At 55.7% G+C, this 15,864-nt stretch carries 13 protein-coding genes and 1 tRNA gene; all 14 read right to left on the bottom strand.

Annotated elements, in window-relative coordinates; translation table 11 throughout:
* A partial coding sequence (locus ACSSVV_RS20410; protein ID WP_454106927.1) for a GTP-binding protein occupies positions 1 to 392 on the bottom strand: 392 nt, incomplete at its 3' end.
* 34 nt (positions 393 to 426) lie between these two features.
* Positions 427 to 2,532 carry an elongation factor G gene (fusA, locus tag ACSSVV_RS20405; RefSeq protein ID WP_023011585.1) on the bottom strand — a complete coding sequence of 702 codons (2,106 nt, stop codon included), beginning with the start codon at positions 2,530 to 2,532 and terminating at the stop codon, positions 427 to 429.
* An 18-nt stretch (positions 2,533 to 2,550) separates the two neighbouring features.
* Complete coding sequence (rpsG, locus tag ACSSVV_RS20400; protein WP_011784243.1) at positions 2,551 to 3,021, bottom strand: 30S ribosomal protein S7; 471 nt, start codon at positions 3,019 to 3,021, stop codon at positions 2,551 to 2,553.
* 115 nt (positions 3,022 to 3,136) lie between these two features.
* Positions 3,137 to 3,511: a 30S ribosomal protein S12 gene (gene rpsL / locus ACSSVV_RS20395; protein ID WP_008174844.1), complete on the bottom strand. Its 375-nt coding sequence runs from the start codon at positions 3,509 to 3,511 to the stop codon at positions 3,137 to 3,139.
* Positions 3,512 to 3,677: 166 nt separating this feature from the next.
* Positions 3,678 to 7,892: a DNA-directed RNA polymerase subunit beta' gene (rpoC, locus tag ACSSVV_RS20390; protein WP_369612373.1), complete on the bottom strand. Its 4,215-nt coding sequence runs from the start codon at positions 7,890 to 7,892 to the stop codon at positions 3,678 to 3,680.
* A 76-nt stretch (positions 7,893 to 7,968) separates the two neighbouring features.
* On the bottom strand, positions 7,969 to 12,045 hold the full coding sequence (gene rpoB, locus ACSSVV_RS20385) for a DNA-directed RNA polymerase subunit beta (protein WP_011784241.1): 4,077 nt from the start codon (positions 12,043 to 12,045) through the stop codon (positions 7,969 to 7,971).
* Positions 12,046 to 12,287: 242 nt separating this feature from the next.
* Entirely contained in the window at positions 12,288 to 12,662 is a 375-nt protein-coding gene (rplL, locus tag ACSSVV_RS20380) for a 50S ribosomal protein L7/L12 (protein ID WP_011784240.1), read from the bottom strand.
* A gap of 40 nt (positions 12,663 to 12,702) precedes the next feature.
* Complete coding sequence (rplJ, locus tag ACSSVV_RS20375; RefSeq protein WP_014420483.1) at positions 12,703 to 13,233, bottom strand: 50S ribosomal protein L10; 531 nt, start codon at positions 13,231 to 13,233, stop codon at positions 12,703 to 12,705.
* A gap of 219 nt (positions 13,234 to 13,452) precedes the next feature.
* A complete protein-coding gene (gene rplA, locus ACSSVV_RS20370) occupies positions 13,453 to 14,151 on the bottom strand; it encodes a 50S ribosomal protein L1 (RefSeq protein WP_014420482.1) in 699 nt (232 codons plus the stop codon).
* A gap of 1 nt (position 14,152) precedes the next feature.
* Complete coding sequence (gene rplK, locus ACSSVV_RS20365; RefSeq protein WP_014420481.1) at positions 14,153 to 14,584, bottom strand: 50S ribosomal protein L11; 432 nt, start codon at positions 14,582 to 14,584, stop codon at positions 14,153 to 14,155.
* A gap of 117 nt (positions 14,585 to 14,701) precedes the next feature.
* Entirely contained in the window at positions 14,702 to 15,235 is a 534-nt protein-coding gene (gene nusG / locus ACSSVV_RS20360) for a transcription termination/antitermination protein NusG (RefSeq protein WP_011784236.1), read from the bottom strand.
* Positions 15,236 to 15,247: 12 nt separating this feature from the next.
* Positions 15,248 to 15,616, bottom strand: a complete 369-nt coding sequence (secE, locus tag ACSSVV_RS20355) for a preprotein translocase subunit SecE (protein WP_011784235.1) — start codon at positions 15,614 to 15,616, stop codon at positions 15,248 to 15,250.
* A gap of 33 nt (positions 15,617 to 15,649) precedes the next feature.
* Positions 15,650 to 15,725: transfer RNA gene (locus ACSSVV_RS20350), tRNA-Trp, on the bottom strand.
* A 44-nt stretch (positions 15,726 to 15,769) separates the two neighbouring features.
* Positions 15,770 to 15,864, bottom strand: a 95-nt coding sequence (locus tag ACSSVV_RS20345) for an EF-Tu C-terminal domain-related protein (RefSeq protein WP_020411129.1), incomplete at its 5' end; no start/stop codon positions are given.

Genomic DNA, 15,864 nt, shown 5'->3' with positions numbered 1-15,864 from the left:
AAAGGAACGCCAACCTGACGGGACAGCAGGATGTGCTCACGAGTCTGCGGCATGGGGCCGTCAGCTGCGGAGCAAACCAGGATCGCGCCGTCCATCTGTGCCGCACCAGTGATCATGTTCTTCACATAGTCAGCGTGGCCCGGGCAGTCTACGTGGGCGTAGTGACGGGTCGGAGAATCGTACTCTACGTGAGAGGTCGCGATGGTAATACCACGCGCACGCTCTTCCGGTGCGTTATCGATCTGATCGAAAGCACGGCTCTCGCCAGTGCCCCAAACTTCGTGACATACACGAGTCAGGGCGGCTGTAAGAGTGGTCTTACCATGGTCAACGTGACCGATGGTGCCCACGTTTACGTGCGGCTTGTTACGCTCAAACTTTGCTTTGGACACGGTTACACCTCTTCCTGTTTCTTAAGTCCTGGGATCAACCCTTTTTAATGATCGCTTCGGCAATGTTCGAAGGAGCTTCCGCATAGCGGGAGAACTCCATCGCATAAGACGCCCGGCCCTGTGTTGCAGAACGCAGGTCGGTGGCGTAACCGAACATCTCCGACAACGGAACTTCTGCACGGATGACCTTGCCCGCAGGGCTCTCATCCATACCCTGCACGAGGCCGCGACGACGGTTCAGGTCGCCAACAACGTCACCCATGTAATCTTCAGGAGTAACAACCTCAACCTTCATGATCGGCTCAAGAAGGGCAGGATTTGCTTCGAGGGCGCCTTTCTTCATCGCCATGGAGCCAGCGATTTTGAACGCCATTTCGTTGGAGTCGACGTCGTGGTAGGAACCATCGTACAGCGTCGCCTTGATACCCAGCAGCGGATAGCCGGCCAGACAGCCGTTCTGCATCTGCTCCTCGATACCCTGCTGAACCGCCGGAATGTATTCCTTGGGAACCACACCACCAACGATCTCGTTCACAAAGATAAAGTTTTCGCCATCTTCATCATCCAGAGGCAGCGGCTCCAACTTCACTTTTACGTGACCGTACTGGCCGCGACCACCAGACTGACGAACGAATTTACCTTCAACGTCAACCGGCTTACGGATGCATTCACGATAAGCGACCTGAGGCTTACCGATGTTGGCCTCAACCTTGAACTCGCGACGCATACGGTCAACGATGATGTCCAGGTGAAGCTCACCCATACCAGAGATGATGGTCTGACCGGACTCTTCGTCTGTGCGAACACGGAACGAAGGATCTTCCTGGGCCAGCTTGCCCAGCGCCACACCCATCTTCTCCTGGTCTGCCTTGGACTTCGGCTCAACCGCCACAGAGATAACCGGCTCAGGGAACTCCATGCGCTCCAGAACAATCTTGTTGTTCTCGTCACACAGGGTGTCACCGGTGGTCACGTTCTTCAGACCAATTGCAGCAGCGATGTCGCCCGCCAGAACTTCCTTGATCTCTTCACGGTCGTTGGCGTGCATCTGAACCATACGACCCACACGCTCTTTCTTGCCTTTAACCGAGTTGAACACAGCATTACCGGATTCCAGTTTACCGGAGTAAACACGGAAGAAGGTCAGCGTGCCCACGAACGGGTCGGTGGCGATCTTGAACGCCAGAGCAGCGAACGGCGCATCGTCGTCAACCGGACGAGTCTCTTCTGTACCTTCGTCGTCAACCTCACCGCGGATGGCTTTAACTTCATCCGGAGCCGGCAGGAATTCGATAACGGCATCCAGCACCGCCTGAACGCCCTTGTTCTTGAACGCGGAACCACAGGTCGCCAGAACGATCTCGTTGGCGATGGTACGATCGCGCAGACCCTTCTTGATCTCTTCGTAGGTCAGCTCTTCGCCTTCCAGATACTTATCCATGTACTCTTCGTTGGCTTCGGCAGCAGCTTCAATCATCTGCTCGCGAGCCTTCTCGGCTTCCGCCTTCATGGATTCCGGAATGTCGCGAAGCTCGTAGGTCATGCCCTGGTCAGCTTCGTTCCAGTAGATGGCCTTCATGCGCAGCAGGTCAACAATGCCTTCGAAATCGTCTTCCGCGCCAATCGGCAGCTGGATGGGCACAGTGGTCGCGCCCAGACGGTTACGGATCTGCTCAACAACGCGCATAAAGTTAGCGCCGGCACGGTCCATCTTGTTGACGAACACCATGCGCGGAACTTCATACTTGTTGGCCTGACGCCATACAGTCTCAGACTGCGGCTCAACACCAGAAGAACCACAGAACACAACCACGGCACCATCGAGAACCCGCAGAGAACGCTCTACTTCGATAGTGAAGTCAACGTGTCCCGGTGTGTCGATAATGTTGATGCGGTGCTCGGGGTATTGCTTGTCCATACCCTGCCAGAAGGTTGTAACAGCGGCAGACGTGATGGTGATACCACGCTCCTGCTCCTGCTCCATCCAGTCTGTAGTGGAAGCGCCGTCATGGGTTTCACCCATTTTGTGACTACGACCGGTGTAGTAAAGAATACGCTCGGTTGTAGTGGTCTTGCCCGCATCCACGTGCGCACAGATACCAATGTTTCTGTAACGTTTGATAGGAGTCTTGCGTGCCACGATATAAACCTCGGCTTGTTAGAAACGGAAGTGAGAGAATGCTTTGTTGGCTTCTGCCATACGATGCACGTCTTCGCGCTTCTTCACCGCGGCACCTTTGCTGTCTGCCGCGTCAAGAATTTCGCCGGCCAGACGTTGCGCCATGGACTTCTCACCACGCTTCCGTGAGTATTCGACGAGCCAGCGCATAGCCAGCGCGTTCTGACGGGAAGGCCGTACTTCTACAGGCACCTGGTAAGTAGCACCACCCACGCGACGGGATTTTACTTCCACCATCGGCTGGATGTTCTCCAGGGCCTTCTCGAACATTTCGATCGGCTCTTCCTTGGATTTCTCGGCAACAATATCGAGCGCGCCATAAACAATGCGCTCTGCAACAGACTTCTTACCGCTTTCCATCACGTGGTTGATGAACTTGGCAAGACGTGCACTGCCGAATTTCGGATCGGGAATGATTTCCCGCTTAGCTGCAACTCTTCTTCTAGGCATCGATAAGCCCTTATATATCTAAAAGGTCTTCAGGAACCCCTGAGATAGCCATCTGCTACTCAGCCTTACTCTTACCGTTCTGACAAGCAACGATAAAAGACACCCGCTCGGGACATCAGGACTTGGGTCGTTTTGCACCGTACTTGGAGCGGCCCTGCTTACGGTTCTGTACACCCTGGGTGTCCAAAGTACCGCGAACAGTGTGATAGCGCACACCCGGAAGGTCTTTTACTCGACCGCCACGGATCAGCACAACACTGTGCTCCTGAAGGTTGTGACCTTCACCACCAATGTATGAGGAAACCTCGTAGCCGTTAGTCAGACGAACACGGCACACTTTACGCAGTGCTGAGTTCGGCTTCTTCGGCGTAGTGGTGTATACACGAGTGCACACACCACGGCGCTGAGGGCAAGCCTGGAGCGCGGGAACGTCGCTCTTGGCTACCTTGCGCTTACGAGGCTTACGCACCAACTGATTAATCGTTGCCATGTAAGCAAACTCCAAAAAAACCATACCAATGAAACTTACCCCCAATGCAGGGGGTAAAATTTAAGGGACGCAAGTTTAAGCTTGCGCCCCGAGTCAGTCAAGATGACTGATCTCTTTTTAACCACCCTGAAGGTAGGTATCTACCCCGAGGGTGGCGCGCACGAACTCAGTTTTCGCGGTTAAGTTCGGCGCTCAGAGCTTCTTCAACATCGGCCGCAGTCACGCCCTGCTCTTCCAGGTCACGCTTGCGACGGCGCTCGTTGTGATAGGCAAGACCTGTACCCGCCGGTATCAGACGCCCTACCACCACGTTTTCCTTCAGACCGCGCAGGTAGTCCCGCTTGCCAGTCACCGCACCCTCGGTCAGAACCCGGGTGGTTTCCTGGAACGAGGCCGCAGAGATGAAGGACTCGGTCGCCAGCGATGCCTTGGTGATACCAAGCAGCAGACGCTCGAAGCGTGCAGGCTCTTTGTCTGCCGCATTCGCCTTCTCGTTCTCTTCCATCACCTGGGTAATTTCTACCTGGTCGCCCGACAGCAGCGTGGTATCACCCGGATCGGTGATTTCGACCTTGCGCAGCATCTGGCGAACGATAACCTCGATATGTTTATCGTTGATGACAACGCCCTGCAGACGGTACACGTCCTGGATTTCGTTGGTGATGTACTTGGCCAGCTCGACCACACCCAGCAGACGCAGGATGTCGTGCGGGTTGGACGGACCATCCGAGATCACCTCACCCTTTTCAACGGTTTCACCTTCGAACACGTTGAGCTGGCGATGCTTCGGAATCAGAACCTCATAGGCATCGTCATCCTTCGGCGTGATCACCAGGCGCTTCTTGCCTTTGGTCTCTTTACCAAAGGAAACCACGCCGCTGATCTCCGCGAGGATCGCGGACTCTTTCGGACGACGGGCCTCGAACAGGTCGGCAACCCGAGGCAGACCACCGGTGATGTCCCGGGTCTTCGAGCTTTCCTGCGGAATACGGGCGACCACATCACCCAGCTCGATCTTGGCACCATTCGCCATGGTTACCAGAGCGTTGGCCGGCAGGAAGAAGATCGCGGTACCGCCCCCAGGCAGCTCCACTTCCTCTCCCGAGTCGTCGACCAGCTGAATGGCCGGACGAATGTCCTTACCCGCAGCCGGACGCTCTTTCGGGTCAATCACTTCCATGGTGGACAGACCGGTCAGCTCGTCAGCCTGGGTACGGACAGTAATGCCCTCTTCCATGTTGACGAACTTGGCGGTGCCCTTCGCTTCCGCGATGATCGGGTGCGTGTGCGGATCCCACTTGGCAACCACAACACCGGCTTCTACCTGATCACCATTCTTCACAGACAGCACAGCGCCGTACGGCAGCTTGTACCACTCACGCTCACGACCCTGCTCATCAGCAATGGCCAGCGCGGAAGAACGGGACACCACCACCAGCGAACCATCGGTCTTCTCGATCGACTTCAGGTTGTGCAGGCGTACCGTACCACCATGCTTCACCTGGATATTGTCTACCGCAGACGCCCGGCTCGCGGCACCACCAATGTGGAAGGTACGCATGGTCAGCTGGGTACCCGGCTCACCGATGGACTGGGCAGCGATAACACCTACCGCTTCGCCCACGTTCACCTGGTGGCCACGGGCCAGATCACGGCCGTAACACTTGGAACAGATGCCGTGACGGGTCTCACAGGTAATCGCAGAGCGTACCCAGATTTCGTCTACACCCGCGCGTTCAACCATTTCGACAGTCTTTTCGTCGAGCAGCGTGCCCGCAGGAACAACAGCGTTGTCCTTGTCAGTCGGCGTGAACACATCACGAGCCGTCACACGACCCAGAACCCGGTCGCCCAGCGGCACAACCACGTCGCCGCCTTCGATGTGCGGCGTCATCAGCAGACCTTCATCGGTACCACAGTCTTCCTCGGTCACCACCAGATCCTGAGACACGTCAACCAGACGGCGAGTCAGGTAACCGGAGTTCGCGGTCTTCAGTGCAGTATCCGCCAGACCTTTACGAGCACCGTGAGTCGAGATGAAGTACTGGAGTACGTTCAGACCTTCACGGAAGTTGGCCGTAATCGGCGTTTCGATGATGGAACCATCCGGCTTGGCCATCAGACCACGCATACCGGACAGCTGACGGATCTGGGCGGCGGAACCCCGCGCACCGGAATCGGCCATCATGTAGACGGAGTTGAAGGACTCCTGCATCAGGTCTTCACCGTCTTCGCCCTTCACTGGCTGGCCATCAGGGCCAATAACCTGCTCTTTGGACAGACGCTCCATCATTGCCTTGGACACTTTGTCGTTGGCACGGGACCAGATGTCGATCACCTTGTTGTACTTCTCACCCTGGGTCAGAAGACCGGATGCGTACTGGTTTTCGATGTCTTTTACTTCGTCGGAGGCCGCATCCACCAGCTCGTACTTCTCCGGCGGGATCTCGAAATCGTTAAAGCCGATCGAGATACCGGAACGGGTTGCGTAGTGGTAACCCATGTACATCAACTGGTCAGCGAAGATGACCGTGTCTTTCAGACCAGCATCCCGGTAACAGGTGTTGATCAGGTTGGAAATCGCCTTCTTCACCATCGGCTTGTTGACGATCTCGAACGGCAGGCCGTCCGGCACGATATCGTAAAGCAGAGCGCGACCAACGGTGGTATCGACAATGCGGAAGCTCTCGGTACGATTACCGTCTTCGTCAACCGCAACTTCCTTGACCCGAACCTTAACCTTCGCCTGCAGGTCAACCTGACCAGCACCGTAAGCGCGATGGGCTTCCTTGACGTCAGCAAAGACCATACCTTCACCCAGAGCGGCGTGGCGCTCACGGGTCATGTAGTACAGCCCCAGTACCACGTCCTGAGACGGTACGATAATGGGCTCGCCGTTGGCGGGCGACAACACGTTGTTGGTGGACATCATCAACGCGCGGGCTTCGAGCTGGGCTTCGAGAGTCAGCGGTACGTGAACCGCCATCTGGTCACCATCGAAGTCAGCGTTGTAGGCCGCACACACCAGCGGGTGCAGCTGAATGGCCTTACCTTCGATCAGAACCGGCTCGAACGCCTGGATACCCAGACGGTGCAGGGTCGGCGCACGGTTCAGCAGGATCGGATGCTCACGGATGACCTCATCCAGGATATCCCAGACCACACCTTCCTCACGCTCGACCATCTTCTTGGCGGCCTTGATCGTGGTCGCCAGTCCGCGGTGCTCAAGCTTTGAGAAAATGAACGGTTTGAACAGCTCCAGAGCCATTTTCTTCGGCAGACCGCACTGATGCAGGCGCAGGTACGGACCTACCACGATCACCGAACGGCCGGAGTAGTCAACACGCTTACCCAGCAGGTTCTGACGGAAACGACCCTGCTTACCCTTGATCATGTCAGCCAGGGACTTCAGGGGGCGCTTGTTGGTGCCGGTGATGGCACGGCCACGACGGCCATTGTCCAGCAGGGCATCCACAGCTTCCTGCAGCATCCGCTTCTCGTTACGCACGATGATGTCCGGAGCATTCAGCTCCAAAAGGCGCTTGAGACGGTTGTTCCGGTTGATCACCCGACGGTACAGGTCGTTCAGGTCGGAAGTGGCAAAACGGCCACCATCCAGCGGAACCAGGGGGCGCAGGTCCGGCGGAAGAACCGGCAGCACGGTCATGACCATGTCGCCCGGCTTGTTACCGGAATACAGGAACGCTTCCAGAATTTTCAGGCGCTTGCTGAATTTCTTGATCTTGGTTTCGGAGTTGGTCTGCGGAATTTCTTCGCGCAGCGCGTCAACTTCTGCCTGCAGATCGATGTCTTCCAGCAATTGCTTGACGGCTTCCGCACCCATGCGGGCGTCGAACTCGTCACCAAACTCTTCCAGGGCTTCGTAATACTGCTCATCGTTCAGCAGTTGGCCCTTCTCCAGAGTGGTCATGCCCGGATCGATAACAATAAAGCTCTCGAAGTAAAGAACCCGCTCGATATCACGCAGGGTCATGTCCAGCATCAGACCGATGCGGGACGGCAGCGACTTCAGGAACCAGATATGGGCGACCGGGCTGGCCAGCTCAATATGGCCCATGCGCTCACGGCGAACGCTCGCCAGGGCAACCTCGACACCACACTTTTCGCAAATGACACCGCGGTGCTTGAGGCGCTTGTATTTTCCGCACAGACACTCGTAGTCCTTGATCGGGCCGAAGATCTTGGCACAGAAAAGACCGTCACGCTCCGGCTTGAAGGTACGGTAGTTAATGGTCTCAGGCTTTTTTACTTCGCCAAAAGACCAGGAACGAATCATGTCAGGCGACGCCAGACCAATGCGGATGGCGTCGAATTCCTTGCTCTGATTCTGGCTCTTGAGAAGATTCAGCAAATCTTTCATCAGTTAAAGCTCCGGATGGCGTTAATCTCGGGCGGGCACACGGAGTGCCCGCTCACGCTGCCAAAAACAATTCGGCTCACTCGGATTCCAGCTCGATGTCGATACCCAACGAGCGGATTTCCTTGACAAGAACGTTGAAGGATTCAGGCATGCCCGGCTCCATACGATGATCGCCATCGACAATGTTCTTGTACATCTTGGTCCGACCGTTTACGTCGTCAGACTTGACGGTGAGCATTTCCTGCAGGGTATAGGCGGCACCGTATGCCTCCAGAGCCCAGACTTCCATCTCACCGAAGCGCTGACCACCGAACTGAGCCTTACCACCCAGCGGCTGCTGGGTAACCAGGCTGTAAGAGCCGGTAGAACGAGCGTGCATCTTGTCGTCGATCAGGTGGTTCAGCTTGAGAATGTACATATAGCCAACAGTTACCGGACGATCAAACGCATCGCCGGTACGGCCGTCATAGAGCTTGGTCTGACCGGTAGTATCCAGGCCAGCCAACTCAAGCATTCTCTTCACCTCAGCTTCCTTGGCACCATCGAAGACCGGTGTTGCCATGGGAACGCCACCACGCAGGTTGTTGCACAGCTCGAAAATCTCTTTGTCAGTCAGACTATCAAGGTCAACCTTGAACACTTCGTCCGAGTGATTGTAGATCTCGTCCAGCAACTTACGAAGCTCAGCTACCTTGCGCTGCTCGTCCAGCATACGACTGATCCGTTCACCCAGGCCTTTCGCCGCAGCACCCAGGTGAGTCTCAAGCACCTGACCAACGTTCATCCGCGACGGTACACCGAGCGGGTTCAGAACGATATCGACGGTATTGCCAAACTCGTCGTAGGGCATGTCTTCAATCGGCATAACCGCAGAGATAACACCCTTGTTACCATGACGGCCAGCCATCTTGTCGCCCGGCTGAATACGACGCTTGATTGCCAGGTAAACCTTAACAATCTTGAGTACGCCAGGAGCCAGATCGTCGCCCTGCTGAAGCTTGCCCTTCTTGTCGTCAAAGCGAGCTTCGTGCTCTTTCTTGCGATCCTCGAGGCCCTGCTCGGATTTCTCCAGCAACTCGTTCAAAGCTTCGTCTTTCATGCGCAGCTTGAACCAGTCGGCTCGCGGCAGTTCCGCCAGGTAGGCTTCTTCCAGCTTCGCACCCTTTTTCAGGCCAGGACCACTGATCACTTCCTGACCTTTCAGAGCGGCCATCAGACGCTCGAACGTCGCACCTTCAACAATGCGGTACTCGTCTTTCAGGTCCTTACGGTACTTGTCCAGCTGCTCTTTCTCGATCGAAAGCGCTCGGGCATCTTTCTCGATACCGTCACGGGTGAAGACCTGAACGTCAATGACCGTACCACGGGTACCGGTCGGCACACGCTGAGATGTGTCCTTAACGTCAGACGCTTTTTCACCAAAGATGGCACGCAGAAGCTTCTCTTCCGGGGTCAGCTGGGTTTCGCCTTTCGGCGTTACCTTACCAACCAGAATGTCGCCGGGACCCACTTCAGCGCCGATGTAGACAATGCCAGACTCATCCAGCTTGGACAGTGCGCTTTCACCCACGTTCGGAATATCTGCGGTGATTTCTTCGCTGCCCAGCTTGGTATCACGAGCCACACAGGTCAGTTCCTGAATGTGGATGGTGGTCAGACGGTCTTCCTGAACCACTTTCTCGGAGATGAGAATGGAATCCTCAAAGTTGTAACCGTTCCAGGGCATGAACGCGATGCGCATGTTCTGACCCAGAGCCAGCTCACCCAGATCCACAGAAGGACCATCCGCCAACACATCGCCACGGGCAATCACGTCACCCTGACGCACGATAGAACGCTGGTTGATACAGGTGTTCTGGTTGGAGCGGGTGTACTTGGTGAGGTTATAGATATCCACACCTGCATCACCGGCTTCGGTTTCTTCGTTGTTGACGCGAACCACGATACGGGCCGCATCCACGCTTTCGATCACACCACCGCGACGCGCGGTTACACACACGCCAGAGTCCTGAGCCACCGTGCGCTCAACACCGGTACCCACCAAAGGCACCTGCGACTTCAAGGTCGGCACCGCCTGACGCTGCATGTTCGCACCCATCAGGGCCCGGTTGGCATCGTCGTGCTCCAGGAACGGGATCAGAGACGCCGCGACCGATACAACCTGGCGCGGAGATACGTCCATGAAGTTAACCGCTTCCGGAGGCGCTACAGTAAATTCGTTCTGGTGACGCACCGTAACCAGCTCGTCAGTCAGACGCTTGCCTTCATCGGTAGCGGCGCTGGCCTGGGCGATCACGTAGTTGCTCTCTTCAATCGCAGAGAGGTAAACCACCTCGTCGGTCACCACACCATCAACCACCTTCCGGTACGGACTCTCAAGGAAGCCGTAGGAATTGGACCGGGCGTAGGTTGCCAGCGAGTTGATCAGACCGATGTTCGGGCCTTCCGGAGTTTCGATCGGGCACACGCGGCCGTAGTGGGTCGGATGTACGTCACGGACTTCGAAGCCAGCGCGTTCACGGGTCAGACCACCTGGGCCCAACGCGGAAATACGACGCTTGTGGGTAACCTCGGACAACGGGTTGTTCTGATCCATGAACTGGGACAGCTGACTGGAGCCAAAGAACTCTTTCACAGCGGCCGCAACCGGCTTGGCGTTGATCAGGTCCTGCGGCATCAGGCCTTCGCTTTCGGCGAGACTCAGACGCTCACGAACCGCACGTTCAACACGCACCAGACCAACACGGAACTGGTTTTCGGCCATTTCACCCACGCAACGCACACGACGGTTGCCCAGGTTATCAATGTCATCCACCTGGCCCTGGCCGTTACGAATGGCAATCAGAGTCTTCAGTACGTCGATGATATCGTCGTGCGTCAGCGTGCCTTCGCCGGTGCTTTCTTCCCGGCCCAGGCGACGATTCAACTTCATCCGGCCAACGGCGGACAGATCGTAACGCTCTTCGGAGAAGAACAGGTTGTTAAACAGATTCTCCGCAGATTCCTTGGTAGGCGGCTCGCCCGGGCGCATCATGCGGTAGATTTCCACCAACGCTTCGAGCGGGGTGCGGGTCGGGTCGATACGCAGGGTATCCGACATGAACGGACCGCAATCCAGGTCGTTGGTGTACAGGGTTTCAATGTCTTTAACACCGGCATCAAGGATCTTGGTAACCACTTCCTCGGTCAGTTCGGTGTTGCATTCTACCAGCACTTCGCCGGTAGACTGATCGATCATGTCCTTGGCCAGGACACGACCGTAGAGATACTCGGTCGGCACTTCCAGCTCGGTGATACCGGCTTTTTCCAGCTGCTTGATGTGACGGGCAGTGATCCGGCGGCCTTCTTCAACAATTACGTTACCGTCATTGTCTTTGATGTCGAAGGTTGCGATATCGCCACGCAGACGGCTTGGCACCAGCTCCAGCTTGCACACTTCCGCGCCCAGGCTGAACTTACTGGTTTCGAAGAACATCTCGAGCATTTGCTCAGAGGTGTAGCCCAGACCACGCAACAGAATGGAGGCCGGCAGCTTACGACGGCGGTCGATACGAACGAACACGGCGTCCTTCGGATCGAACTCGAAGTCCAGCCAGGAGCCACGGTAAGGAATCACCCGGGCTGAGTACAACAGCTTGCCGGAGGAATGGGTCTTACCCTTGTCGTGATCGAAGAACACACCAGGTGAACGGTGGAGCTGGGAAACGATAACACGCTCGGTACCGTTAACAACAAAGGTACCGTTCTCGGTCATCAGGGGCATTTCGCCCATGTAGACTTCTTGCTCTTTGATGTCCTTGATCGCCTTGTTGGACGATTCCTTATCATAAATGATCAGGCGGACCTTCACCCGTAGCGGCGCGGCGTAAGTTACGCCCCTGAGCTGACATTCCTTGACGTCAAAGACTGGCTCGCCGATTCGGTAGCTCACATACTCGAGCGCGGCGTTGCCAGAATAACTGACGATCGGGAATACGGATTTGAATGCTGCATGAAGACCAGTTTCCCGGCGGTCTTCAGGCGCAGTTTCCATTTGGAGGTAGTCCCGGAACGAATCCAGCTGAATAGACAGCAAATAGGGGACTTCCATCACGGAAGGCAATTTACTAAAGTCTTTGCGAATCCGCTTTTTCTCAGTGTAGGAGTAAGTCATCTGCATTCCCCAGCTTTAGACCTGATACCTGGTATCAAGAAGCAATCAAATGTTCTGCTTCGGGGCCGAGTTGCTCGGCTTATCGCGCCGTCTTGAACAAGACTCTGGCTGTAGGTTATAGATCTGACATCAACCTGCAATTGCACACCAGACTCTATAGCATATACAACAGAAAAAGGCCGGTGGCACGAAGCCACCAGCCCGTCCATGCTTAACGCACGGTGTCGATCAACAGCCGACTCTTACTTGAGCTCAACAGAAGCGCCTGCTTCCTCAAGCTTCTTCTTGGCTTCTTCAGCCTCGTCCTTGCTTGCGCCTTCCTTAACAGTAGAAGGTGCGCCGTCAACCATTTCCTTGGCTTCTTTCAGGCCCAGGCCAGTCAGTTCACGAACGGCCTTGATAACGTTTACTTTCTTCTCGCCAGCGCCGGTCAGAACTACGTCGAACTCGGTCTTCTCTTCGGCGGCTTCGCCAGCAGCGGCAGCAGCCGGAGCGGCAGCAACAGCGGCAGCAGCAGAAACGTTAAACTTCTCTTCCATTGCTTCTACGAGCTCAACAACTTCCATTACGCTCATTTCAGCAATTGCATTCAAAATATCGTCTTTAGACAGAGCCATGACTTTCTCCCAAAAATGTAAAAAATGGTGTTCAACAGAATCAAGCAGCGTCTTGCTTCTGGTCCCGGACTGCAGCTACAACACGTGTGATCCTGCCCGGAATATCGTTCAGGGTACGTGCAAGCTTGGTAACTGGTGCCTGTGTAACAATGGCCAGCTTGGTCAACGCTTCGTGCAGCGTCGGCAGCGTAGCCAGGCGATCAATCTGTTCTGCACCCATCAGCTCACCGCCGACAGCCAGACCCTTGATTTCGAACGCCTCTTTCTCTTTGGCAAAATCCTTCAGCAGGCGCGCAGCGGCACCCGGATCTTCCATTGAGAAAGCCAGAATGGTCGGACCAACCAGCGCCGGATCAATGCACTCGAACTCGGTACCACGAATCGCGATCTTTGCCAGGTTGTTACGAACAACCTTCAGACGCACGTTTTCGGCACGAGCCTTGGCACGCAGCGCCGTCATGTCACCGGAGGTGACACCACGGTAGTCAGCCAAAACCACAGACAGAGCAGTACCAGCAGTCTCGTTGACTTCAGCGACGATCGCTTTCTTGTCTTCGAGTCTAATTGCCACTGGTTTTCTCCTCGATTTCGCCGGCTTATGCCAGCAAACCCATCTATGTCCCTCGCGGGACGCCTAACGGTGTTTGGGTTCAGAGAGAACGTCGTCACACCGTCTGCGCAGGCGTTGCTTTAACCCTTGAGGCGCCCTTCAAGAGGGCGCTGCGGGGGCCTGCGGTCTTTGACAGCCTTGGCTTCCGCCCAGACTACAAAGTAACTACCGCTCAGAGCCTCAGATGCTCAGAGTACCCTGATCGATAGTCAGGCCAGGACCCATCGTGGAAGAGATGGTGATCTTCTTCAGATACACACCCTTCGACGATGCAGGCTTGGCCTTTTTCAGATCTGCCACCAGAGCTTCAAGGTTTTCCTTGATGTTCTGCGCAGAGAATTCAACGTTACCCAGCGGAGCGTGGATAATGCCGTTTTTATCAGTACGGTAGCGAACCTGGCCGGCTTTGGCGTTCTTGACCGCAGTCTCAACGTCTGCAGTTACAGTACCAACCTTCGGGTTCGGCATCAGGCCGCGCGGACCAAGGATCTGGCCCAGCTGACCAACCACACGCATGGCATCCGGAGTGGCAATAACCACGTCGAAGTCCATATTGCCTTTTTTCACTTCGTCAGCCAGATCATCCATACCTACCACGTCTGCACCGGCAGCAGTGGCTTTCTCGGCATTGGCACCTTGAGTGAACACAGCTACACGAACAGTCTTGCCAGTACCGTGCGGCAGAACAGTGCTGCTACGTACGACCTGGTCAGATTTACGCGCATCAACACCAAGGTTAACGGCCACGTCTACAGACTCTTTGAACTTGACGTTCTGGCCCAGCTCGGCCAACAGTGCTACCGCCTCATCAACGGTGTAGGCACGGGTAGAGTCTACTTTTTCACGAATCAGCTTCTGACGCTTGCTCAGCTTTGCCATCTTACAGACCCTCCACGTTCAGGCCCATGCTGCGGGCAGTTCCGGCAATGGTACGAACCGCTGCTTCCATGTCGGCAGCAGTCAGATCCGGCTCTTTGGTCTTGGCAATTTCTTCCAGCTGAGCACGCGTTACCGTACCCACTTTGTCCGTGTTCGGACGACCGGAACCGCTCTTGATGCCAGCCGCTTTTTTCAGCAGCACCGGCGCCGGCGGGGTCTTGGTAACAAAGGTAAAGCTGCGATCACTGTATACGGTGATGACAGTCGGAATCGGCAAGCCCGGCTCCATGCCTTGAGTCTTGGCATTAAAGGCCTTACAGAATTCCATGATGTTTACGCCGCGCTGACCCAGGGCCGGACCAACGGGGGGACTCGGGTTGGCCTGACCGGCAGCAACCTGAAGCTTGATATAGGCTTCAATTTTCTTTGCCATGATAGTTCTCCTGTGGGTTCTGACGCCTCTCGGCTCCCCGTTTATATAACTGCCTTCAGCAGACACAAAAAGCCCGCGTCGCCGTGGCGCGCGAGCTCTCAGGTTTTCAGGCTACGCTCAGTCTTTCTCGACCTGACCAAACTCCAGCTCTACCGGAGTTGAACGGCCAAAGATCAGGACCGCAACCTTAACTCGACTCTTCTCGTAGTCGACTTCCTCAACAACGCCATTGAAGTCTGCAAACGGACCTTCAACAACGCGTACAATCTCACCCGGCTCGAACAATGTCTTCGGCTTGGGCTTGTCAGCACCGCTTTCTACACGACGCAGGATTGCCTCAGCCTCGCGTTCGGTAATCGGTGCCGGCTTGTCCTTGGTACCGCCAATGAAGCCGAGTACCCGAGGAGTATTCTTGACAAGATGCCATGAGGCATCATCCATTTCCATCTGGACCAATACGTACCCGGGATAGAACTTGCGCTCGCTCTTGCGCTTCTTGCCATCGCGCATTTCGACGACTTCCTCGGTCGGAACCAGGATCTCGCCAAACTTGTCTTCCATGCCTTCGAGCGCCACACGCTCCTTCAGAGTGCGCATTACGTGCTTTTCAAAGCCAGAATACGCATGAACGACGTACCAGCGTTTAGCCATTGCCCACTCCCGTTAGCCGATGAAGCCGGCGACCAGCCAGCTGATCAGCGAATCCATACCCCACAAGATCAGAGCCACAACCAGAACAAACACCACAACAATAATCGTGGTCTGAACCAGCTCAGGCCTAGTGGGCCAGACGACTTTCCGGATCTCTACGCGTGCTTCCTTCAACAGGGTGGCAAAACGACGGCCACGCTCGGTCTGCAGCGCAACAAATGCAGCAACAAGACCCAGCCCAACAAGAGCCAGAACCCGATACAGCACAGACTCGGCACTGAAATACTGATTACCAACCACACCAACGGCAATCAGAACAAAAACAACCAGCCATTTCAGAGCATCGAAACGGCTGGTCGACTGAACGGCTTTTGACTCCATAGGAATCAGCTTATGTATCCGGATGTTGAAAAATGGCAGGCCAGGAGGGAATCGAACCCCCAACCTGCGGTTTTGGAGACCGCTGCTCTGCCAATTGAGCTACTGGCCTGCACCGAAACAACTCAGCGCAACAACAAACGAGTAACCCGAAGGTTACTCGATGATCTTGGCGACCACGCCGGCACCAACGGTACGACCACCTTCGCGAATCGCGAAGCGCAGGCCATCTTCCATGGCGATCGGAGCGA

The sequence above is a fragment of the Marinobacter sp. MBR-105 genome (assembly GCF_053628895.1).
Note: the sequence above shows the minus strand (reverse complement) of the source record. Positions and strands in the feature narration are given on the sequence as shown.